This window comes from Acinetobacter sp. LUNF3 (assembly GCF_022699605.1).
Classification (GTDB): Bacteria; Pseudomonadota; Gammaproteobacteria; order Pseudomonadales; family Moraxellaceae; genus Acinetobacter; species Acinetobacter johnsonii.
In genome coordinates, this window is sequence record NZ_CP093968.1 from 2936785 (window position 1) to 2958082 (window position 21298).

The 21298-nt window shown below is 42.8% G+C and carries 22 protein-coding genes and 1 pseudogene; 13 read left to right on the forward strand and 10 right to left on the reverse strand.

The window, feature by feature from the left end; all coding sequences use genetic code 11:
* The first annotated feature begins 9 nt into the window (after positions 1-9).
* Positions 10-1371 (forward strand): MATE family efflux transporter, encoded by a 1362-nt coding sequence (locus MN200_RS14365; protein ID WP_278189329.1) that lies wholly within the window; start codon positions 10-12, stop codon positions 1369-1371.
* 55 nt (positions 1372-1426) lie between these two features.
* Here the strand turns inward: MN200_RS14365 and MN200_RS14370 are convergent, their stop codons facing one another.
* Positions 1427-1636: a DUF1737 domain-containing protein gene (locus tag MN200_RS14370; protein WP_004691402.1), complete on the reverse strand. Its 210-nt coding sequence runs from the start codon at positions 1634-1636 to the stop codon at positions 1427-1429.
* Between the two features lie 194 nt (positions 1637-1830).
* Here MN200_RS14370 and MN200_RS14375 point away from each other — a divergent pair, with 194 nt between their 5' ends.
* Positions 1831-3129, forward strand: coding sequence for an AarF/ABC1/UbiB kinase family protein (locus MN200_RS14375; RefSeq protein WP_242759724.1), 1299 nt, complete (start codon positions 1831-1833; stop codon positions 3127-3129).
* Positions 3130-3258: 129 nt separating this feature from the next.
* Positions 3259-3513: a type B 50S ribosomal protein L31 gene (locus MN200_RS14380; protein ID WP_058870377.1), complete on the forward strand. Its 255-nt coding sequence runs from the start codon at positions 3259-3261 to the stop codon at positions 3511-3513.
* A gap of 121 nt (positions 3514-3634) precedes the next feature.
* Here MN200_RS14380 and crcB read toward each other — a convergent pair whose 3' ends face one another.
* Complete coding sequence (gene crcB / locus MN200_RS14385; protein ID WP_004977981.1) at positions 3635-4012, reverse strand: fluoride efflux transporter CrcB; 378 nt, start codon at positions 4010-4012, stop codon at positions 3635-3637.
* A 386-nt stretch (positions 4013-4398) separates the two neighbouring features.
* Here crcB and MN200_RS14390 point away from each other — a divergent pair, with 386 nt between their 5' ends.
* Positions 4399-4731, forward strand: a complete 333-nt coding sequence (locus tag MN200_RS14390) for a HopJ type III effector protein (RefSeq protein WP_058870378.1) — start codon at positions 4399-4401, stop codon at positions 4729-4731.
* A 218-nt stretch (positions 4732-4949) separates the two neighbouring features.
* Here the strand turns inward: MN200_RS14390 and MN200_RS14395 are convergent, their stop codons facing one another.
* Positions 4950-5510 (reverse strand): hypothetical protein, encoded by a 561-nt coding sequence (locus tag MN200_RS14395; protein WP_058870379.1) that lies wholly within the window; start codon positions 5508-5510, stop codon positions 4950-4952.
* Between the two features lie 174 nt (positions 5511-5684).
* Between MN200_RS14395 and MN200_RS14400 the strand changes: the two genes are divergently transcribed.
* Positions 5685-6326 (forward strand): class I SAM-dependent methyltransferase, encoded by a 642-nt coding sequence (locus tag MN200_RS14400; RefSeq protein ID WP_058870380.1) that lies wholly within the window; start codon positions 5685-5687, stop codon positions 6324-6326.
* Between the two features lie 62 nt (positions 6327-6388).
* Here the strand turns inward: MN200_RS14400 and MN200_RS14405 are convergent, their stop codons facing one another.
* Entirely contained in the window at positions 6389-6862 is a 474-nt protein-coding gene (locus MN200_RS14405) for a Holliday junction resolvase-like protein (protein WP_242759725.1), read from the reverse strand.
* A gap of 123 nt (positions 6863-6985) precedes the next feature.
* Between MN200_RS14405 and MN200_RS14410 the strand changes: the two genes are divergently transcribed.
* The 5 genes from MN200_RS14410 to MN200_RS14430 all read left to right on the forward strand — a co-directional run bounded on the left by MN200_RS14410 (position 6986) and on the right by MN200_RS14430 (position 12367).
* Positions 6986-7630, forward strand: coding sequence for a ParA family protein (locus MN200_RS14410; RefSeq protein ID WP_004977991.1), 645 nt, complete (start codon positions 6986-6988; stop codon positions 7628-7630).
* A gap of 137 nt (positions 7631-7767) precedes the next feature.
* Positions 7768-8889 (forward strand): AI-2E family transporter, encoded by a 1122-nt coding sequence (locus tag MN200_RS14415; RefSeq protein WP_242760550.1) that lies wholly within the window; start codon positions 7768-7770, stop codon positions 8887-8889.
* 145 nt (positions 8890-9034) lie between these two features.
* Positions 9035-9586: a superoxide dismutase [Cu-Zn] SodC gene (sodC, locus tag MN200_RS14420; protein WP_242759726.1), complete on the forward strand. Its 552-nt coding sequence runs from the start codon at positions 9035-9037 to the stop codon at positions 9584-9586.
* Positions 9587-9802: 216 nt separating this feature from the next.
* Positions 9803-11953, forward strand: a complete 2151-nt coding sequence (gene yccS / locus MN200_RS14425; RefSeq protein ID WP_081313268.1) for a YccS family putative transporter — start codon at positions 9803-9805, stop codon at positions 11951-11953.
* 114 nt (positions 11954-12067) lie between these two features.
* Positions 12068-12367, forward strand: coding sequence for a DUF3817 domain-containing protein (locus tag MN200_RS14430; RefSeq protein WP_004977999.1), 300 nt, complete (start codon positions 12068-12070; stop codon positions 12365-12367).
* A 117-nt stretch (positions 12368-12484) separates the two neighbouring features.
* Here MN200_RS14430 and MN200_RS14435 read toward each other — a convergent pair whose 3' ends face one another.
* The 4 genes and pseudogenes from MN200_RS14435 to MN200_RS14450 form a co-directional block, all read right to left on the reverse strand.
* Entirely contained in the window at positions 12485-13714 is a 1230-nt protein-coding gene (locus tag MN200_RS14435) for an MFS transporter (protein ID WP_058870384.1), read from the reverse strand.
* A 302-nt stretch (positions 13715-14016) separates the two neighbouring features.
* Positions 14017-14187: pseudogene (locus MN200_RS14440) on the reverse strand (AbiH family protein); the annotation flags it as partial.
* Between the two features lie 94 nt (positions 14188-14281).
* A complete protein-coding gene (locus tag MN200_RS14445; RefSeq protein WP_058870386.1) occupies positions 14282-14653 on the reverse strand; it encodes a hypothetical protein in 372 nt (123 codons plus the stop codon).
* A gap of 140 nt (positions 14654-14793) precedes the next feature.
* Positions 14794-16203 (reverse strand): FAD-binding oxidoreductase, encoded by a 1410-nt coding sequence (locus MN200_RS14450; RefSeq protein ID WP_058870387.1) that lies wholly within the window; start codon positions 16201-16203, stop codon positions 14794-14796.
* Between the two features lie 365 nt (positions 16204-16568).
* Here MN200_RS14450 and serA point away from each other — a divergent pair, with 365 nt between their 5' ends.
* The 3 genes from serA (at position 16569) to MN200_RS14465 (ending at position 19866) form a co-directional block, all read left to right on the forward strand.
* Positions 16569-17801, forward strand: coding sequence for a phosphoglycerate dehydrogenase (gene serA / locus MN200_RS14455; protein ID WP_004691438.1), 1233 nt, complete (start codon positions 16569-16571; stop codon positions 17799-17801).
* 138 nt (positions 17802-17939) lie between these two features.
* Positions 17940-18815: an EamA family transporter gene (locus MN200_RS14460; RefSeq protein ID WP_242759727.1), complete on the forward strand. Its 876-nt coding sequence runs from the start codon at positions 17940-17942 to the stop codon at positions 18813-18815.
* 178 nt (positions 18816-18993) lie between these two features.
* On the forward strand, positions 18994-19866 hold the full coding sequence (locus MN200_RS14465) for an EamA family transporter (RefSeq protein WP_242760551.1): 873 nt from the start codon (positions 18994-18996) through the stop codon (positions 19864-19866).
* A 42-nt stretch (positions 19867-19908) separates the two neighbouring features.
* On the opposite strand, the gene MN200_RS14470 is transcribed toward MN200_RS14465, so the two are convergent.
* A complete protein-coding gene (locus tag MN200_RS14470; protein WP_004978028.1) occupies positions 19909-20367 on the reverse strand; it encodes a hemerythrin domain-containing protein in 459 nt (152 codons plus the stop codon).
* Positions 20368-20524: 157 nt separating this feature from the next.
* On the reverse strand, positions 20525-21292 hold the full coding sequence (locus MN200_RS14475; protein ID WP_058870390.1) for a TSUP family transporter: 768 nt from the start codon (positions 21290-21292) through the stop codon (positions 20525-20527).
* Positions 21293-21298 lie beyond the last annotated feature (6 nt).

A 21298-nucleotide genomic window follows, 5' to 3' on the forward strand; every position in this document is an offset into this window, starting at 1 on the left:
GTAATTTTTGTGTCGACTACAAATAAAATCACGTCCCATCGTTTCGAATTAAAAAAGTTACTAGTGTTAATGCTGCCCATCCTGATCACGCAGTTTTCTCAGGCGGGTCTCGGGTTAATTGATACCATCATGGCGGGGCATTTATCCCCTACCGATTTAGCTTCGATTGCCGTCGGTGTCGGTTTATGGATACCTGTGATGTTGCTGTTTAGCGGCATCATGATTGCGACAACGCCGTTGGTGGCAGAAGCCAATGGTGCACGCACTCCTGAAAAAATCGCCACCATTGCCCGTCAATCCCTATGGGTGGCCTTTATTTTGGGGAGCATTGCGGGTTTAATTTTACAAGCCATGCCGCTGTTATTGCCCCTAATGGGTGTACCTGCAAACTTACTGCCTAAAGCCAGCCTATTTTTACATGCCATTGGCTTTGGTATGCCTGCGGTAACGATGTATGCAGCACTACGTGGATATTCAGAAGCGCTCGGCCACCCACGTCCTGTTACCGTGATTAGCTTAGCCGCCTTGGTCCTTTTGGTTCCCCTAAACTTTGTCTTTATGTATGGTTTCGGCCCGATTCCAGCGCTCGGTTCAGCAGGCTGTGGATTTGCCACTGCGATTTTACAATGGATCATGTTTTTCACCTTAGCCACTTATATTTTTAAAGCCTCGGCATATCAAAAAACTCAAGTGTTTAGCACTTGGGAGAAGATGGATCTCTATTGGATCGAACGCATTTTAAAACTTGGTTTACCTATTGGCTTAGCTATTTTCTTCGAAGTCAGTATTTTTAGTACCGCTGCGATTATTCTCAGTCCATTGGGTGAAACCATTGTGGCGGCGCATCAGATTGCAATGTCGGTCACCTCTCAGTTGTTTATGATTCCTATGTCCCTTGCCATCGCCCTGACTATTCGTGTCGGGACTTACTATGGCGAGAAAAACTGGAAGGCTATGCGAAAGGTACAAAAGCTTGGACTGGCTACAGGTACGGTTTTGGCGCTAATGACCATGCTACTGATTGCACTGTTTCGTCCTGAAATTGTAGCGATTTATACCTCGAATCATGAAGTATCAGAAGTTGCGATGTATTTACTATTATTTGCACTGGCCTACCAGCTGATGGATGCTTGGCAAATTAGTGCCGCAGGCTGCTTACGTGGCATGCAAGATACCAAAGGCCCAATGTGGATCACAATGGTTGCCTATTGGATCGTGGCTTTCCCAGTCAGTATCTATTTAGCGCGCTACACCAACATAGGTGCGGCAGGTGTTTGGATTGGACTGATTGTCGGTTTAAGCGTGGCGTGTGCCCTGCTCTTGCTCAGACTTTATAATAACAATAAACGCCTCAGTCAGGACTATCCATAAGTCATGCATGGCACTGAATAGGAAGAAGTCAGTCTCTTCTCCTATTCCAGCTGTTCTACTGTTGTGCCAAAGCGTCTTTCAGACCTTGTGGCACTTCACTTTCATCCTCAACATCTTTAACCACCACCTGCCCCACGATCACCTCACTGCCATTAAAGGTCATGGTGGGTGAACCATACAGGCTATAGCCTTCATTGAGTGCTTTGGTGACACGCGCACAAAAATGCACATCGTCCTTGCCTGTAAAATAACGATAAACTTTCATTTATTTCTTACTCAAATTTTTTCGCACAGTGTAACGCGATTTTTAAATGCAGCGACATCTTGTGTGCAATTCACTCAATTGACCACTATTATTTAAATAGAAACATCAGCTTAACAATTTAAAGTAGGCAGTTTTGCATTTGTCGCCTATGATCAAATCTGAGATGTAATGAAAAATGCCCCGAGGAATATCGCATGGCAAATACGACTCGTACGCCCGGTCGTCGCTTTATGAAACTTGCCAGTATGACAGCAAGTATCGCAACCAAAACTGTGACCAATTCAATTAAAAACTTCAATGCCGATGAAGATAAAAAAAATGCGGCGCGCAGTCAGCTTTTTCAGGACATTGGACTTCAAATTGCAGATACCTTAGGTGAAATGAAAGGTGCCGTGATGAAAGTCGGGCAAATTGCATCTCAATACAAAGATATTTTTCCGCCTGAAGTAGCACGTGCAATTAGTAAATTACAACGCCAAGCGCCTGCGATGCCTTTTCAAGAGATCAAAGCTCAAGTTGAAAAAGAACTCGGCAAGCCACTCAATCAAATTTTTACAGCCTTTGAAGAACAACCCTTTGCCGCAGCATCAATAGGCCAAGTGCATAAAGCCACTTTACCGAGTGGTGAGCAAGTTGTGGTTAAAGTTCAATATCCGGGTGTAGAAGAAGCCTGTGAAAGTGACTTAAAACAAGTCCGTTTAGCGCTACGCTTGATGGGTGTGCTCAAAATTGACCGTAAGCTGCAAGATCAACTCTTTAAAGAAATTCAGGACAGTTTAGACAACGAACTGAACTATCAAATAGAAGCGCAAAACTTAGAGGTCGCACGCACCTTTCATCAAGCTTTAGACCATAAAATTATTATTCCTCAAGTCTACAAAGACTATTCAAGCCGCCATATTTTAACCTTAAGCTTGGAGCAAGGCGAAAGCATTGAAACTGCCAGTACATGGTCACAAGACACACGCAATGAACTGGGGCGTCGTTTATTTCGTGCCATTGGGCGCGAGATTTTCTTCTTAAAGCGCTTCCACTGCGACCCACATCCGGGCAACTTTGCTTTCCGAGAAGATGGTAGCGTGATCGTATATGACTACGGCGGTGTCAAAACCCTATCGACTGAAATCGTGATGCATTTTAAGCAGCTGATTCAAGCAGCGCGCGACAGTGATATCTTGGCCATGGAACAGCAACTGACTGCTTTGCACTCGATGTCTGAGCAAGGCAAGTTCCCTGCCGAACTGTATGAAGCATGGTTAGAAGTGCTCATGCGTCCACTGACCACTTTGTATGACTTTGCTGAGAACTCAGCGCATCATGATGGTATTGAACTGGTCAAACCATCGCTAAAATATTGGGATGTGTTTAAACCCTCCCCCGATACACTAATGGTCAATCGCACAGTCTCAGGACATTATTGGAACCTGATTCATCTCAAAGTGCACGACAACCTCAATGATCTATTTGAAGAGTTGGTCCCGCCTCCTGCCTAAATAAAGACTGCGGGCACGATAAAATCGCTACAACTCAATAAACCCAGTTACATAAAGTCACTGGGTTTATTTTGACCTCTTTATTGTTATATTATAATATTTCAATATAATATATTTAAGGAGAAGTCTATGTGTGCCAATATTCATCCAGAGTATCGTGAAGTCCTGTTCCACGACACCAATGCCGACGCGTTTTTCGTGATCGGTAGTACCTTACAGAGTCATCAAACTCGTGAGCATGAAGGCAAGACCTATCCTTACGTCAGTTTAGATATCTCAAGTGCTTCACATCCGTTTTATACCGGTGAACAACGTCAAACCAGTAATGAAGGTCGTGTTGCAAGCTTCAATAAACGTTTCGCGCGTTTCAAACGCTCACAATAATTTCATTTTTCTTTAAGCTATACGCGTTATAGTAAAGATATCAAGAAGCCTAAGACCTCCTCCAGCTTAGGCTTCTTTTTTATGCGTTCTTTTCTGGTTCCTATTTTGACCAGCGTTTTTCTTAATGTTTAAGCACACTATCCAACAGATAGAATCCGATCCCAAGCACGATGACGCCCACCACTAAACTCGACAGTGCATAACTCAAAGCCAGCACTGTTTGTCCCTGTCTAAATAACTGAAAAGTTTCGAGGCCAAAACTCGAAAATGTCGTAAAACCGCCCAGTATGCCCACCATCAAAAATAAACGTGCTTCTTGTTGCAGTACTGGAAACTTCTGGCTAAATGCAAAAAAAACACCCGCAGCAAAACAACCGATGATGTTGATCCACCATGTTGGCCATGGAAAACTCATACTCGGTTTAAACAACCATAATCCTGCACCGTAGCGTAAACAGGCCCCTATTCCGCCCCCCATTGCCACCAAGATCCAATTCATTGACCTATCCTATTCTTTACAAAATGCGTATGGATAAGTCCGAAGTTATCCACAGTTCATCAACTATAACGCTATTAAACCTGAATCAATCCTCGTACTTCAAGGTTTTTCAACATCGGTTGTTGCCCCTACATATCTTCTTGTCTCACTTTCAAAAGTAAACATCAGCATTCGAACTCACACATGCTTGACATGGGATATTAAACCTAGCATCGCCGAATATCTTTACTTCACCCTAGTGCGCTCTATGACCAATACAACATAGATTCCCAAAATCACTAGCACCCGCTCTTCATGCAGAACAAACGGTTTTATCTCAGACAGAAACTCACAAGAGCACACTTTTTGGGTATGATGTGGACATAAATTTAGTCGGAAATAGACGCATGGCACAGGTATTATTGGCTCAGCTTGCAGCGGGCGAAGCAAAATTTTCAGATGTATTGGCTTTTATTGAAGCAGCCTATACACATACACCAACCGCATTTAAAAATGGTTTGCAGCACAATGCGGCAACTGAAAACCAAGGCAGCGCAAAAGTGTTTTCGTTTGCACAACTTCAAGGTCTCAATCAAGCGCAAACTTTAAGCCTATTTGCAGAACACTATGCTTCTGTTTTAGCCACACCTGATGCAACAGATCATCAAAATATTCGTCAGTTCATGTTGAATGGATGGGACGGTATTGAATTTGATGGTACGGCATTAACTGCAAAATAAAGATAAAAAACCACGTTCAAGCAACTTGAACGTGGTTTTCGAATATCACAATATTAATTTTATTATCAAATATTTATAAACACTATTAACATTGATACACCTATAAGCATCCACAGATTTGACAACTAGGTTTCACGTGGAGCAAGACTTCATATGACTATTAATCGCCTAGAAAACATTAAAACAGCACGATGGAGTAACACAGCACTACTTCCAATTTACCCCTTTACCCGTTCGATCCATTGGATTGAGCTGACCCGAAATACTTCACATGCTCCATCGCCCGTATCGGTCGGGGTTAAGGATGAGGTCCAGACCATATCTTTGTCTTTAATTTCAACCAACTCACCTTTTAAACGAACCAAATCACCACGTTTCACGTGTTTAATTTGTTTAGCAATTTCAGGGTTGGCCGGAATAATGTGCATATTCGACACCATTTGCATGGCTTGCTCGGCAGGCACAGGCAAACGATCGATTTTCCAGTTGAGATAACGGTCGTATTGATTCACGGTAATATGGCGTGCAATTTCAGGTTCAGCGAACAAGCCCCAGCTTACGGCGTAGTCAATCGGAGAGAATTTGGCTTGTGCATCATCCGAATACATTTTAGAACCTAAAATTCGAAAATCACCTTTAAACGGTTTCAACACCGAAATCGATTGATCTTTAGAGGTCGGCGCTAAACCTTTAGCAATGTTGTAATCTACAGTGGCACTTGCACTGATGGGTAACAGCAAACTGCTGAGTAAACTGAGCAGGATAAATTTAGATTTCATTGCAAACTTCATTCCCATCGACCTAGGAAAATACGAACCAATTTCATCTTAGTTCAGTTTCCTGAAAAAAAGCTTATGAACTTAGTAACATTGTGAACGAATTATGCAGTCTACTTTTAGCCACAGCACTTTTCAGATAGGCTAGAGCTGAAGAACAGAGCCTCAAAAACAATCATGCTTTATAAATACTATCAACAACACATCTTTCCACATGTCCTGAATCAGGTCATGCAAGTACCAAGCTTAATGGACAAGCGCCGCGAACTGCTTTTACCCATTCAGGAAGAGGTATTGGAAATTGGTTTTGGTACAGGGCTGAATCTGCCATTTTATCAAAATGTCGATACTGTCTTTGCCCTTGAACCCAGTCCTGAAATTTATCATTTGGCTTTAGAGCGGGTACAAGCAGCAGCGTTTGAAGTGCATCATGTACAAGCCCGTGCGGAAAAGCTGCCTTTTGCTGACCAGAGCCTTGAGCATGTGGTCAGTACATGGACATTGTGTAGTATTGCTGAGCTAGAACAGGCTTTGGCGGAAATATTACGGGTGCTCAAACCGGGTGGCACTTTACATGTGGTGGAGCACGTATTAAATACAAATAACCTTTATATTCAGCGTCTACAACACTTACTCACGCCTGTACAAAAACGTTTAGCCGATGGTTGCCATCTCAATCGAAACATTGAACAGGCCTTAAAAGCAGCAGGATTTAATATGATAGAACAGCATTACTTTTATGCCGAAGGTATTCCTAAACTCGGACAACTGATGTTTTTTGCACGTGCTCAAAAGCCACATTCAAGCGATGGGTCATGATAGCTATGTAGAAGGCATCTGCTATATAAAGTAGATGCTTTCATGGGTGCACATCGCCAAGCTTATTCGATCGTATCAAAGTCGATACGGACCGTTTCAAAACGAACCCGCCCTGCTTGAATCGCTTGCGCAATAGCAACTTGTCCTTTGGTTAACCTCGCCCCACCGCTTTTAATATCAATGAGAACAATTTCAATGTCCTCTGGTCGCCCTTCACCATCACGCAGGTCGGTATAGCCATCAAATACCACATAGTCGACAGGATCACCCAAAAACTTGGCATCACTAGGTAAGTATTCAAACTGCGGCATAATCGGTGCCAGTTGCTCCGCCATTTTGCCTTTAAGCACTGCACGGCTGGTATTGACGCTGCGCTTTTGTGCTTGAGCCAAAGCCTGCTGATGCTCTAGTTCTAATTCGGCAATGTAGTGCTCATATTCTGCTTTGATGCGTCCATTTCGGCTGTGACTTAAAATAAGGGTGGTCAAGACCACACCAATTGCTGCACCGATCAACATTGCCATCCATATGGACATGGTTCTTTCCTAATTTTGTGCTACAGGTAGCAAGATTTAAACTTACAACTTTGGTTTGGTGTCATATGCGACACACAAAAGAATGATATGCTAGAGGTGAGCAGAATAAAATCATTTAAGGTCATGAAAACGATATTAATCGCCAACCAAAAAGGTGGCTGTGGAAAAACAATAACCGCAATCAATTTAGCTTCGGCACTCGCACAAAAAGGTTATAAAGTGGCTTTGGCCGATGCCGATAATCAAAAATCTGCTCGTCAGTGGTTAAAACAGCGTCCAGAGCAAGTGGCGCATATTCAAAGTTTAGATTGGCGCCATGAGAAATCGATAGGTGAAGTGCCTAAAAACATTGAATATTTAATTATCGATGCGCCGGGTGCGCTGTCTGGTGAGCATGCCGAACAGCTGGTCAGTGAAGCACACGCGATTGTGACCCCACTGCAACCCTCGTTTTTTGATATTGACAGTACCCGTCGTTTTTTAAAGCATTTACAAGACATTAAACGCATTCGTAAAGGCAAAGTGCAAATTTTGCTTTTGGCCAATCGGGTCAAAGCCAACAGCGCCAGTGCCAAAGACATCCAAGATTTTTTTGCGAAAATTGAACAACAACCTGTAGCATGGATTTCAGAACGTACTGCGTATGGCCAATTGGCAATGCAAGGTTTAAGCGTATTTGATAAAACACAAAAGAATTACCTCTCCATTCAAAGCCAATGGCAACCGCTGCTGAACGCCATTGTCGATGACCCAAGTGCTTGGTTCTAAAATATTTTGCTATAGATAAAACAGGGCTATTCCCTATTTATAGTCGGTTATTCACGAGAACTTACCAAGGGTACGTTCTCGTGCGCATTTTTTTCAGTTAATATGACTTTGACCTTAGAGATATAGCAGTGAATACCGTGCAACGATACGCACCAGCCTTACAAAAAGTATTGTTATTTGGACTGATTTTTATTCTGTTCTATTTGAGCTTTCAAGTCCTGAAATACTTTATTGTACCTGTGCTTTGGGCTGCGATTATTGCCTACATCACTTGGCCTTTATATCACTCAGTACAGAAACTCTGTGGACCACGTCCAACCTTAAGCGCCACCCTCATGATCAGTATGGTGGTGTTAGTTGTCGGTATCCCACTGACCTTTGCTATCTTTATGCTACAGCATGAAGGTCGTAATCTATTTTATGAACTGCAAAAACAAGTGTTCTCAGGTCATTTAGATGTTCCGCAATTTATTCGAGACTTGCCGATTATTGGTAAAGAAGTCACCCGTACCTTAAAAGAAATCAACACCGATCCGAACAGTATTATACAAAATGTCTCGGGCTGGTTTCAAAGCCACTTAAACTATGGTCGTTTGGTGCTGAGTGAAATTAGTAAAAATATTTTTAAACTCTGTTTTGCGGTGATGTCGTTATTCTTCTTCTATCGTGACGGACAAACCATTTTAAATCAGGTCAGTAAAGCGCTGGAGATGGTGATTGGCCCACGTATCCACCACTATTTAGACACCATTTCAGAAACCACGCGTGCTGTGGTATATGGGGTTGGCCTGACTGCAATTGCACAAGCACTCTTGGCTGGTCTGAGCTATTTTGTTGCTGGTGTCCCAAACCCAATGGTACTGACCATTGTGACCTTTATCTTTGCACTCATTCCTTTTGGCCCTCCTGTGGCATATAGCGCCGTGTCTTTATGGTTATTCTCTCAAGGACAGACTATTGAAGCGATTGGAGTGATGGCGTGGGGTGTCTGTGTGGTCAGCACAGCAGACAATGTGATTCGCCCATTGGTGATCTCAGGTGCGACTCAAATTCCATTCTTACTCATCATGTTTGGTGTATTGGGTGGTTTAGCCAGCTTTGGTATGGTCGGCTTATTTGTTGGCCCCGTGATTCTAGCGGTACTGTTAGCCATTTGGCGCGAATGGCTACATGAACAAGTCAATGACCCCCTAATGATGCCAAAAGCGACATTGGCCTATGATCCTCCTGAAGAGCCTTTAGATACGCCCAAAAAATAAGTTCAGCGAGATGACTTGAGCGCATGCTTTCCTCGAAAGTATGCGCTTTTTTATTTCAGATACAAAAACGCTGTACGGACAACATTGAACCGAAGTCCAGCCTTTGTTTGAATGGTTCTGAATTTTAAGGAAAAAAGGACCCAACATGTTGTCTTCTGCTTTCAAATTAAGCGCACTTGTGACTTTAATCGGTTTAGGGACTGTGGCATGTACCACTACACCTACTGAAACCAACACGATGGTCAAAGACGTCGATGTACACGCTGTTTCAACTGCTGGTGTAGGACAAAAAATTGGCACCATTCGTTTTATTGATAGCCCTGTTGGTTTAGCGATTCAAACCAATTTGACTCAACTTCCACCTGGCCCACACGGTTTTCATATCCATGAAAAAGGTTCGTGTGATGTAGCTGAAAAAGAAGGAAAACCTGTGGCTGCTTTAGCCGCTGGGGGACACTTTAACCCAGAAAAAGCGCCAAACCACGGCACACCACTGAATGGCCATCTAGGTGATTTACCCATCTTGAATGTCGACTCAGCAGGTAATGCAAAAGTCAATTTACTCGCTCCTCGCTTAAGTTTAGCCGACGTTGAGGACTTAGCGGTGATGGTGCATGCCGGTGGTGATAACTATTCAGATACCCCTAAACCACTTGGCGGTGGCGGTGACCGTATCGCGTGTGGCGTGATTAAATAAGGCTATCGCCTTTGTACTGTGAATAAAACAGTGTTTTGACCTCACACATGTGGATAAGTGTCGACTTATACACACAATGCAGCGGAGCCATGCTCTGCTGCATTTTTATTGTCATAGGTGAATTTTTCATGCAATGGAGCGCCGCATTAAATTGACAGTGCCCTGAAAAAAGTTCAGGCTAAAACCAAAATAAAACCAAGCCTAGACTATTACATCGTGAACAATTTTCGTCAGTGGTTTCAGTCCTTTCAGTCCAATGCAATTTTTATGTATTGCTTGCAAATTTTGATTGTGCTGAGTGGTACAACCTTAGGTTTATATTTCTTAGGACTGCAACAGCTCATCGTTCCGACCACATTAGGTGCAATTGCAACAGCCCTGACCGACTTCGACGACCGGCTCAGTATTCGTCTCAGAAACCTTGCCTATGTCTGTGTCTTGTTCTTTAGTGTTAGTAGCATTTTAGATTTTTTGCATCCTTATAAATTCTTTTTCATCTTATATTTATCACTGTCTAGTGCTTGTTTTATTTTACTGGGTGCACTGGGGCAACGCTATGCAGCGATGAGCTTTGGCACCATTCTACTTTCCCTATACAGCATGTTTGGCCTAGGTGAATATTCGGTGTGGTACTTTCAACCCAGTTGTTTTGTCTTGGGAGCATTGTGGTATGGCTGTACCGCCATTGTGTTTTATATTCTTAAACCCACCTTGGCCGTTCAGGACAACTTAGCCCGCTGTTTTAACCAAGTTGCCGATTTGCTCAACGCAAAAGCACGTCTATTCGACCCAGACAATCGAGACAATGTAGAAGCGCTGCTCTACGATTTATCCTTACAAAACAGTACTGTGGTGCAAAGTTTTAACCACACCAAAAGCTCACTACTGACGCGACTAAAAGCATCTCGCGCCAACCAAAATACAATTTATTGGCTCAACCTCTATTTTCTCGTTCAAGACATTCATGAACAAGCCAGCTCTAATTATTTGCACTATGAGCAGTTACATCAAAACTTTAGCCGAACTGATCTCATTTTTCGTATTCAAAAAAATATTCGGCTGCAAGCCCTTGCCTGTCAGGCTTTGGCACGGTGTATTTTGAACAATAAAACCTATGTATCAGATCCGAATACGAATCAAGCATTGCTGAATTTACACAGTTCCATGCAGGATTGGGTTCGAGATCATCCACACAATATTGAAGTCAAAAACCTACAACTGATTTTAAACAATTTAGACAGTGTGCATGAACGTTTTCAGCACCTCAACGAACTACAATCGCGCCAAGAACAGCGTTATCAGCAGCATATTGATAACCTCAATTTATATGATGATGATATCCATGATTGGCATGATCTGTGGCTCAAACTCAGTCAACATCTCACCCCCCAATCCGCACTGTTTCGCCATGCGGTGCGTATCGCCTTCGTCTTTACTGTAGGTTATGGCATCTCACTGCTACCCTTTGCGCAACATGGCTATTGGATTTTGCTCACCAGTTTATTTGTTTGCCAAATGCGTTATTTTGCCACCAAAAGCCGCTTAAAAATGCGAACCTTGGGCACTATTTTGGGCGTTGTCTTAGGGGTTCCACTGCTGTATTTCGTCCCAAGTATTGAAGGACAACTGCTACTAACCATTATTTTTGGCGTGTGCTTTTTCTATCTCAGTTCCAAGAAATATGCCATGGCGACCCTGATGGCAACACTCATGGTGCTGCTGATTTTTAATTTAAAAGGTGCAGGTTATGCCATTATTTTACCGCGAATTATAGACACCCTCATTGGTTGTGCCATTGCTTGGTTCGCAGTGAGTTTTATTTGGCCCGATTGGGACTTCCGTAATATTTCCAACACCATTAAAAAAGCATCCGATGCAACCCTCAACTATTTCAATGCCATTTGTGAACAGTACCAACAGGGCAAAAATAATAGTCTGGCTTACCGCAGTGCGCGTCGTACTGCGCATAATGCTCAAACTGAACTTGTAAGCATGATTTCTAGTCTCAGTACCGAGCCCAATCCCAACCCAGAACTGGTACATCATGCTTTTCGCTACTTGGTATATAGCCACAGTCAACTCAGTTATATTTCTGCTTTGGGAAGTCACCGAGAATTGGTGCAGGATACGCAAGTGTTGGAACTGATGCTGTGGTGTCAAAATACGCTGAATCATGTACTGCTCCATCAGCAGGCATTAGATGAACTCGACATCCAGCAAAAACTGGCAGAGATTAAAAGCCTAAATGCGCAAGAAACAATGAGTCCGAATTTACACTTGGTCCTCAAACAAATCAGTCTACTACTGGAAACTCTGCCCGAATTGCTGAAGTTAAAAACTGAACTGCTGGCCCGAGACATTAAATAAAACGGACGATACAACGAAGATCTTTAAAAGCGTCATGATGTACGGGTGTATTGTGGTTCATTTTTATCTGGTTCTTGCGTACACTCGAGCTTCATTCTCATAGATTTTTTGACCATGAACATTCAGACATTACGTGTTGTAGGATTTTTAGAAGGGATTTCTTTTTTACTGTTGTTATTCGTTGCGATGCCAATGAAATACATCTTTGATAACCCGATCCTAGTCAAATACGTGGGTATGGGGCATGGCGTATTATTTATCTTGTTTCTCATCGTGCTGTTTGTGGTCTGTGAAAAGCAAAAATGGTCTTTGAAGATGTTTATTTTAGGTTTGATCGCTTCAATCTTACCTTTTGGGCCTTTTGTGTTTGATGCCAAAATTAAAAAATTGGAACCAGAGCAAGCTGAAGCCTAAGTTTAAAAAAACTGGCTTTAAAAAGGATTTTTTAAAGCAGTAATAAAAAAGCGCCCATTCAAATGAATGCGCGCTTTTTTTATAATGTGAACTTAGCTGAATTCAGCGAATAAAATCTTAGTAAACACCACGCTCCAGACGTTTTTGCATCACTTTTTTCACGGTCGCACGTGGAAAGCTAAACCACAACGCAATTAAACTAAGGCAGACCAAACTGTAGGCCCAAAGACCAAATGCCACATAAGCCATACGCACCAGTTCAATCACGAAGAAAAACGTAAACATCATCAGTACCGAAACGGCTGCGGCAACCGTCCCTTTGGACACCTCCGATGACATCAACGCAAAGCGATATAACACCGAAAAACTGATACCTTCGCCAAAGCTCACCAAAGTCATCCCCACAATCAGTAACGGCAAGAAATAGCTTTGGAAAATCGTGCCGAGCACCACCAACAGTGTACCAACGAACATCAAAGGCAAACCGAGTAACACAGTTTTACCCAGTACCATTTTGTCGATGACTTTAATCAGTACTATGTTGCCCAGAATGAGACCACCCAAGACGGGGAACTGTGCTAAGCCGTATTGCATACTGCTTAAGCCAAGTTCTTCAACCAAAATCACGGGTGACAGCGCAATCCACAGCATCAAAGGCATGGCGACCATAGGTAGGCCAAAGGTGAGGGCCAAAAAGGTCTTATTTTTATAGACCGTTTTATAGTCATCCCAAATATAGCGCAGCGGCTTTTTAGAATGACGCTGCTGTGTCGCAGGCATTTTGGCTTTTAAACCAAACCAACTTAAAAAAGCCAAAAAGCCGATGCCAATAAAACCCCAATGCCATGACACATGGTCAATCATAAACGCCCCGACCACAGGACCAAGTAACGGTGCTAGCAAAGAAATATTCGCCATAAGAGCCATGACTTTAATAGCATCACGCTCTTCAAAACTTTCCTGTACTGCGGCATAACCCACCGCAGAAATCATCGATAGCCCCACGCCTTGTAAAAAGCGGAGCGCCAAAAAAGACTCAATATTTTGAGTGAGTAAAATGGCGAGGCAGGTCAGCACAAAAAATGCCACACCCGAGAGCAGCACTTTTTTGCGGCCTAAACGGTCTGAGAGTGGTCCAAGTAGCCATGCGACACAAGCCCCGCCCAGTAAATAAAAGGACATAGACGATGGTGCCCATGCACTGCTTACCCCAAAGTCTTGGGTAATCGCGAGCATAGCAGGCTGGACTAAATCGTTACCGATATAGACCGAAAATTCGAATAAAACCAATGCCAAAGGAAACATCAATGTGGCACGGCTTAACTTTAAAGTTTTTACGTTTTGCATTGTTATCTACATATAAAATGCGTACAAGCCTGAGCAAAGTCAGTTAGAGGGAGAGACGACTAAGCCCAATGACAAGCACTGTAAAATAGAATAAAAAAATGTAATGGGTGCGAGAAATGCACACTGGTTTTACGCTGTATTCACAAAGCGTTTTTAGAAAAGGTGTTATTATAATAGACCGAGCGGTGACACCGACAAAGCTCAGTTAAGCTATTTTAGCAGTGTTGCATCTGTTTGTATTGTTACTTTTTTAAGTTTCATCTGTCTTATTTGGTTTTGTATTAGGCACTTTTGTTTTATCAAAAAAAATAGTCTTCTTTCTCATATAAAGCACTAAACAGATCATCAAAGTTCATTTCACCTTTTGACACATCCCAATTTTCTATTGCTTCCATTGCGACCATAAAATGATCGTACTTCGTCTGTAAATAATGCGACAGATCAAAACCGTTCCCAACAATCAAAATATTCATTTTTATAAAACCCCAAAAAGCAAAAAAGCGCATCAACCGATACGCTTTTTATGAAGCAAGCTTGCCTATATTTCAACCATAAATCAAAGATTTATTATGCACACTTCGCTGTTTGGAAGTTTTTGGTATTTTTACCACGCGCACATTGGTAAGAGGTTTTCGTCGCAGTTTTTTCCCAGTCGCCATCGACCAACTTAAAGTTATACACGGTACGCACCGACTTCACTGAATCATCTAACAACCCTGTTTCAGTCACTTTAACTTCTGCCGCAGTCGGTGACTCAACCGTATTAAAGTACTGACGGATTTCAACCGTAGCCAACTCATTACGCAAATCTGGACGCTCTTTAAGTACCTGAGCCAACGGCGTATCTGAAGAACCGACTTTATTTACTAATTCTTTGGTCGTCGCACAACCTGATAATAATCCCGCACATACGGCTGAAGCTAAAATAAGACGCAACATAAATCCCACCCAAAATTCATTATTTATCAGTCCATCATGCCTTTTTTAGGGCTATTACACTATTTAGTAAATGTAATTCAGTTCCTTCAGCCATAAAAAAGCGCATCACGATGGATGCGCTTTTAAAACTCAATTCGAACTTAAAGGTCGAATAATTTACCTGGGTTCATAATTCCGTTTGGATCGAAAACTTGCTTCAATGCCTTCATATATTCAATCTCTTCCGCCGAACGCGTGTAGTCAAGGTATGGCTTTTTGGTCATACCTACACCGTGCTCCGCAGAAATTGAACCGTCGTATTTTTTTACAGTTTCGAAGACATATTTATTCACCACCTGACATTTGGCAAAGAATTCGTCTTTGCTTAAATCAGCCGGTTTTAAAATATTTAAGTGTAAATTACCATCACCAATATGACCGAACCAGCAGATTTCAAAGTCTGGGTAGTTGCTTGCCACAATCGCATCAATTTCTTTAATAAATGCAGGTACATGCGTAATCAACACTGAAATGTCGTTTTTGTATGGTGTAAATGGAGCAATCGACTCAGAAATGTCTTCACGTAAACGCCATAAACTTTCCACTTGATCGAGGCTTTGGCTCAACACGCCATCCAGTACCCAACCTTGTTCCATGCAGTGCTCAAAAATTTCCATCGCCTTGTCCATAATTGGCTCAAATGGCGCTTCAAATTCTAACAATACATAGAATGGACATTCGGTTTCAAATGGACGTTGTACATGACCATGTGCCAACACTTTTTGCATTGCCAGTTCACCAAAAAACTCAAATGCAGTCAGGTCAATTTTTGCTTGGAAAGCATGCAGTACAGGCATCACCGCATCAAAGTCAGGCACGCCTAATACCATTACTTGAAGGTCGTGCGGTTGGCGTTCCAGCTTGATTTCAGCTTCAGTCACCAAGCCCAGTGTCCCTTCACCACCAATGAATAAATGTTGCAGTGCATAACCGGTTGCGTTTTTGATCATGCCTTTGTTCAAACGCAGCACATCACCTTTACCCGTGACTACAGTTAAACCGAGTACCCAGTTACGCGTCATGCCGTATTTAATGACTTTAATGCCGCCGGCATTGGTGCCAATGTTTCCACCAATTTGACTCGAACCCGCAGAAGCAAAATCGACTGGGTAATACATGCCTTGCTCTTCAGCATAGTTTTGCAGCTGTTCAGTCACCACGCCTGCTTGGACGCGAACCATACGGTCTGCTGGGAAGAATTCCAAGATTTGGTTCATCTTGTCCATGCTCACCACAATTTCACCGTTGGCAGCGACTGCACCCGCAGATAAGCCAGTACGACCACCTGATGGTGTAATGGCAACATTGAACTCATTTGCAAGTTTCACAACCGCTTGCACTTGTTCCGTGCTCGATGGAAAAACGATGACTGACGGGTTTGGATCAAAATGTTTGGTATGATCGCGTCCCCAATTTTCAAGGCTATCCGCATCGGTTTTAATGCGGTTTTCACCCAAAATTGCTGTCAATTGGGTCAATAACTCTGGGGTTAAAGCGACTGGAGCATTCATCGTTTTCAGACCTTGCAAGAAGTAAACAAGTTGTTTGTGGCACTAGGGTTCTCTGCATGAAAAGTGCTTCATTTCAGTCTTTCCATGCCCTAAGGCTCAGGCAGTTCGTGAGGATTTAAGCAGCAGTGTGCAACTGGCTTATTTTCACGGAGTCATATTATAAGGCATTTTTTCTGTTTCCCGCAGAAAAAGCTGTTTTATTCAGGATACCTTTGAAATGATTAATTTAATTAGACCAAAAAGACTTTTTTTACGCACAATAGAGGCTAAAAATACCCAGCAGAGTCCGCATAAAGGAAATGTATATCTGGCGCGGTACGTGCTATTATATCGCCACTAAATTTGGCCTTTGTAGCGGAGCCGTAATGAGCCAACATCTTTCACTTCCTAAAGATAAAATTCGTTTCTTGTTGTTAGAAGGCGTTCACCAAAACGCAATCGACACACTAAATGCTGCCGGATACACCAACATCGATTATCGTAAAACTGCGCTTGAAGGTGAAGCGTTGAAAGAAGCGATTAAAGATGCACATTTCATTGGTATTCGTTCCCGTACACAACTCACTGAAGAAGTGTTTGAAGCAGCGAATAAATTAATCGCTGTTGGTTGTTTCTGTATTGGTACCAACCAAGTGAACTTAAATGCTGCGATGGTTCGTGGTATTCCAGTATTTAACGCACCATACTCAAATACACGTTCAGTGGCTGAACTTGTACTTGCTGAAGCTATCCTTCTTCTTCGCCGTGTACCTGAAAAATCGACAGATACGCATGCAGGCGGTTGGAACAAATCAGCTGTTGGTTCGTTCGAAACTCGTGGCAAAACTTTAGGGATTGTCGGTTACGGTTCAATCGGTTCACAACTTTCTGTCCTTGCTGAAAGCTTGGGTATGAAAGTGATCTACTTCGACACAGTGACGAAACTACCATTAGGTAATGCACGTCAAGTCGGTAGCTTAAACGAACTTTTAGCCAATGCTGATGTTGTTTCTTTGCATGTACCTGATGTTCCGTCTACACGTAACTTCATGACCAAAGAAAAATTTGCACAAATGAAAGAAGGTGCAATCTTCATCAATGCTGCACGTGGTACATGTGTCGTGATTGAAGACTTAGCAGATGCCTTGAAATCAGGTCATGTTGCTGGTGCTGCGGTTGACGTGTTCCCGAAAGAACCAAAAGCCAATGGTGAAGAATTCATTTCTCCACTACGTAACATTCCAAACGTGATCTTAACTCCTCACGTGGGTGGTTCGACCATGGAAGCACAAGCAAACATTGGTTTAGAAGTGGCTGAGAAATTCGTTTCTTATTCAGATAAAGGCATGACTTTATCTGCGGTGAACTTCCCAGAAATCGCGTTACCGTTGACCGAAGGCAAACACCGTTTACTTCACATCCACAAAAACGTGCCAGGCGTGTTGTCAAAAATCAACAACTTGTTTGCTGAACACGGCATCAACATTTCTGGTCAGTCTTTAATGACCAAAGGTGATGTTGGTTACTTGGTGATGGATGTAGACGCAACAGCATCTCAAGAAGCTTTAGATACCCTACAAGACGTTGAAGGCACAATCCGCGTTCGCGTATTGTTCTAATTCGACTCTATTTAAAAACCACAGCTGCTAAGCTGTGGTTTTTTTATTTTTGAATACTTGTTAAAATTTTATGTGCGACCCAAGCACATTCTCCGCTACTTTTCGCAAGTATTCACTTCCCTATCTAGTATTCTAATAATGCCAAATCTAAAAAGTACTCCCCACCTCCAAGCGACCTTTTTATTGCTGATTGCAATGCTCAGCTTGCAAAGTAGTGGTTCACTGGCCAAAGTGCTGTTCGATCAATTTCCCATTTTAACCGTTTCCGCCATGCGCTTGCTGTTGGGATCAATCATTTTGGCCGTGTTGTTTAAAATTTGGCAGGTTGATTTTAAGCAAGTCAAATATAAAGCCATTCTCAGCTATGGTTTTGCTTTGGCAGGCATGAACCTATTGTTTTATTTATCCATTGCTCGCCTGCCACTCGGCATTGCAGTGTCGTTTGAGTTTATTGGCCCGCTCAGTGTTGCTCTGTTTTATGCCAAACAACGCTTTGACTTTGTTTGGGTCGGGCTGGCTATTTTAGGCTTGGTTTTACTGTTTCCTTTCGACCAAGCAGCTCAACCTTTAGACCCTCTTGGGATCGCATTTGCACTAGGTGCAGGTGCATGTTGGGCCTTGTATATCGTGGCGGGACAGCGCCCATCGGGTGTTTCGGGCAATCATACCGTGTGCTTAGGTATGTTTGTCGGCATGCTTATATTAATGCCACTTGCCCTATTCAGTGGTTTACCCACAAATGTGTTTGAACCCTCAAACCTGATCTATTTCGTAGCTTTGGCAGTTTTGGCCAGCGCTCTGCCTTTTAGCTTGGAAATGATTGCGCTACGCAATTTAACCGCTTTAAGTTTTGGGACGCTCATGAGTCTTGAACCTGCTATCGCAGCACTATCCGGTTTTGTCTTTCTAGGCGAGCAACTATTGTGGTCACAGTGGCTTGCGCTTAGCGTGATTATCATGGCGTCTATTGGTTGTACCTATACAGCCCAGAAAAACCGAAAAACTGTAGTTTAAACCATGTGATTCAATGTTTGAATTTAGCTTTTAAATCCAATGGCTCTATCAATTACTTTTAAATTCATGTCGTTGCATTTCAAAAAATCAGCTTATTCAGCATCCAACTTGGGTGCTGAATCGTTATACTAATCCACCTTCTTAAAATAACAGGTCGCCATGACCTGATGTGTGCATGATGCCTAATTCTCAACTGATGGCAGTGATGTTCATGGTCTTGTCCATGCTGTCCTATCAAATCAGTGCTTCTTTTGCCAAGCAGTTGATTGCCGTGCTGGATCCCCTCACCGTGGTGACCCTTAGACTGTGCTTTGCCGCAATTTTAATTGTGCTAATGTTCCGTTCATGGAGCATCATTAAACGCCTACCGCATTTAAAGTGGAAAGATTTACTCAGTTATACAGCAGCCTTATGCCTCATGAATATTTTATTCTACACTTCGCTGGGTAAACTGCCGCAAGGTATTGCCGTAGGTTTAGAGTTTTTAGGCCCTTTAACTCTAGCGCTACTCTCGATCAAACAACGTCGTGATTATATTTGGGTCGGATTAGCGATTTTAGGCATTGCACTGATGGTGCCGTGGCATCAAGCCAATGCAACCAACTTCTCTTTCTTAGGAGCTGCATTTTCGGTTTCAGCGGGTGCGTGCTGGGCACTGTATATCTATTTTGGGCAAAAAGTCGTCCGTCAAAATATTGGCATGCATGCTCTCAGTATTGCTATTGTGATCTCAGCCTTGGTGCTTCTGCCCATTAGTGCCACACATAATCCAACAGCCCTGATGCAAACGGAATACTGGCCCAAAGCCTTATTGATTGCACTACTCGCCACAACCATTCCTTATGCTCTAGACCTCATGGCTTTGAAACGTTTAAGTAAACTCAGCTATGGGACGCTTTCAAGTTTGTCGCCGGCTTTAGCAGCCTTGGCAGGTTGGTTACTACTAAAAGAGCAAATTAGCATGTGGCAAACGTTGGCGCTGGTTTGCATTATGATTGCCTCTGTTGGTGTTACCTTTAGAGCCAAACCGCAAAGTGATGACCCGCTTTAAATCACAAAAGATGGCACTCGCCATCTTTGGTTGAAAATGGACTTAAACTAAACTGTCTTTTTCAATTTTTTTGTACTTTTTGTATTCCTGCTGATACTGCTTGGCGAGCGCAGTCTTTTGAGCATCGAGTAAAATTTTTCCTGCTTGCTGAAAGAAACCATGCTCTTCTTCTTGTAAGTGATGATGTACGGTTTCCGATAATTTTTTTGCAATTGCCAGCCAACCCGGATTGGAGAATTCCGTCTCCGTCAGTTGCTCCAATAACTCATCCATTTTATGGTGCTCTGCCAAAGCATGGCGGGTAATGTTAAGGCCCGAATCAGTCATCATTAAAGGGATATAAAAATAACGATCTTCTGCCACAGCATGGGCAAATAATTCATTTTTAAGCCGTTCAAATAGCTCACGGCGCTCAGGCGTATCCCCTGAAGTTTGGAGTAGTCGTTCAGCCAAATTTCGTTGTATAACGTGACTTTCTCTTAAGGCTTCAAATATATTCATTCTATGCTCCAGTTCCGTTCAGCTTAAAACATCATTTTTATTGAAAAGCTTCTTGGCACAGCATTAAGTGCGCTGTATTTATATTAAATGCAATAAACGAGAAATGAGGTCACAGACTACGCGTTTTTTGTAATGAAGTTTTAAAGCTATCTCACCATTACATCAAAAACATTTGATAACTCAATCTTACGATCAGAATTGTCACCAAAATAAGAAATAAAATACGAATAAAGCCGCTGCCATATTTCAGCGCCATTTTTACCCCACAAATAGACCCGATCATATTTGCGACGGCCATCATGCCTCCTACAGCAAAGAGCACATGCCCCGAGGGAATGAAAAAGCTTAGCGCTGCAAGATTAGTCATCACATTGCCAATTTTAGCCAATGCCGCCGCATGCAAAAAATCAACGCGTAAATAGCGAATAAAATAGAAAATAAAGAAACTGCCCGTGCCTGGGCCAAACAAACCATCATAAAAGCCAATGGCTAAACTTCCGATTCCCGCCAACAGCAAAATTTTAGGCGTCACAGTTTGCGCCATATGCACTTGCCCAAATTGCTTCTTCATGAGGGTATAGACCGCCATCACAATCAACATGACCAAAACAAAGGGTTGGAGGACTTCTTTTGGAATCATGGCCACACTGGCCGCGCCCCCAAATGAACTGATGGTGGCACACACTGCGACCACAGCCAAAAGTTTCCATTCAAAGCGAACTTTGCGGGCAAAGGAAACGGCTGAAGTGGCTGTACCCACCACTGCCGCTAATTTGTTGGTGCCAAATAAAGTGGCAGGTGCCATCGACGGAAATGCATTCATCAAAGCGGGAATTTGGATCAGCCCACCACCACCGACGGCAGCGTCAATTGCGCCTGCACAAAAGGCAAAAAAGATCAGACTGATAATAATGTTAATGTCCACGCCTTA

Bases quoted from the DNA above. Each gene is read 5' to 3' on its own strand.
- MN200_RS14370 (WP_004691402.1), bottom strand. From the start codon at position 1,636: ATGAAAGTTTATCGTTATTTTACAGGCAAGGACGATGTGCATTTTTGT.
- MN200_RS14405 (WP_242759725.1), bottom strand. From the start codon at position 6,862: ATGTCCATATGGATGGCAATGTTGATCGGTGCAGCAATTGGTGTGGTC.
- MN200_RS14445 (WP_058870386.1), bottom strand. From the start codon at position 14,653: ATGTTGCGTCTTATTTTAGCTTCAGCCGTATGTGCGGGATTATTATCA.
- MN200_RS14435 (WP_058870384.1), bottom strand. From the start codon at position 13,714: ATGCAAAACGTAAAAACTTTAAAGTTAAGCCGTGCCACATTGATGTTT.
- MN200_RS14410 (WP_004977991.1), top strand. From the start codon at position 6,986: ATGAAAACGATATTAATCGCCAACCAAAAAGGTGGCTGTGGAAAAACA.
- MN200_RS14395 (WP_058870379.1), bottom strand. From the start codon at position 5,510: ATGAAATCTAAATTTATCCTGCTCAGTTTACTCAGCAGTTTGCTGTTA.
- MN200_RS14450 (WP_058870387.1), bottom strand. From the start codon at position 16,203: ATGAATGCTCCAGTCGCTTTAACCCCAGAGTTATTGACCCAATTGACA.
- MN200_RS14465 (WP_242760551.1), top strand. From the start codon at position 18,994: ATGCCTAATTCTCAACTGATGGCAGTGATGTTCATGGTCTTGTCCATG.
- MN200_RS14380 (WP_058870377.1), top strand. From the start codon at position 3,259: ATGTGTGCCAATATTCATCCAGAGTATCGTGAAGTCCTGTTCCACGAC.
- MN200_RS14470 (WP_004978028.1), bottom strand. From the start codon at position 20,367: ATGAATATATTTGAAGCCTTAAGAGAAAGTCACGTTATACAACGAAAT.
- MN200_RS14460 (WP_242759727.1), top strand. From the start codon at position 17,940: ATGCCAAATCTAAAAAGTACTCCCCACCTCCAAGCGACCTTTTTATTG.
- crcB (WP_004977981.1), bottom strand. From the start codon at position 4,012: ATGAATTGGATCTTGGTGGCAATGGGGGGCGGAATAGGGGCCTGTTTA.
- MN200_RS14430 (WP_004977999.1), top strand. From the start codon at position 12,068: ATGAACATTCAGACATTACGTGTTGTAGGATTTTTAGAAGGGATTTCT.
- MN200_RS14375 (WP_242759724.1), top strand. From the start codon at position 1,831: ATGGCAAATACGACTCGTACGCCCGGTCGTCGCTTTATGAAACTTGCC.
- serA (WP_004691438.1), top strand. From the start codon at position 16,569: ATGAGCCAACATCTTTCACTTCCTAAAGATAAAATTCGTTTCTTGTTG.
- sodC (WP_242759726.1), top strand. From the start codon at position 9,035: ATGTTGTCTTCTGCTTTCAAATTAAGCGCACTTGTGACTTTAATCGGT.
- MN200_RS14400 (WP_058870380.1), top strand. From the start codon at position 5,685: ATGCTTTATAAATACTATCAACAACACATCTTTCCACATGTCCTGAAT.
- MN200_RS14390 (WP_058870378.1), top strand. From the start codon at position 4,399: ATGGCACAGGTATTATTGGCTCAGCTTGCAGCGGGCGAAGCAAAATTT.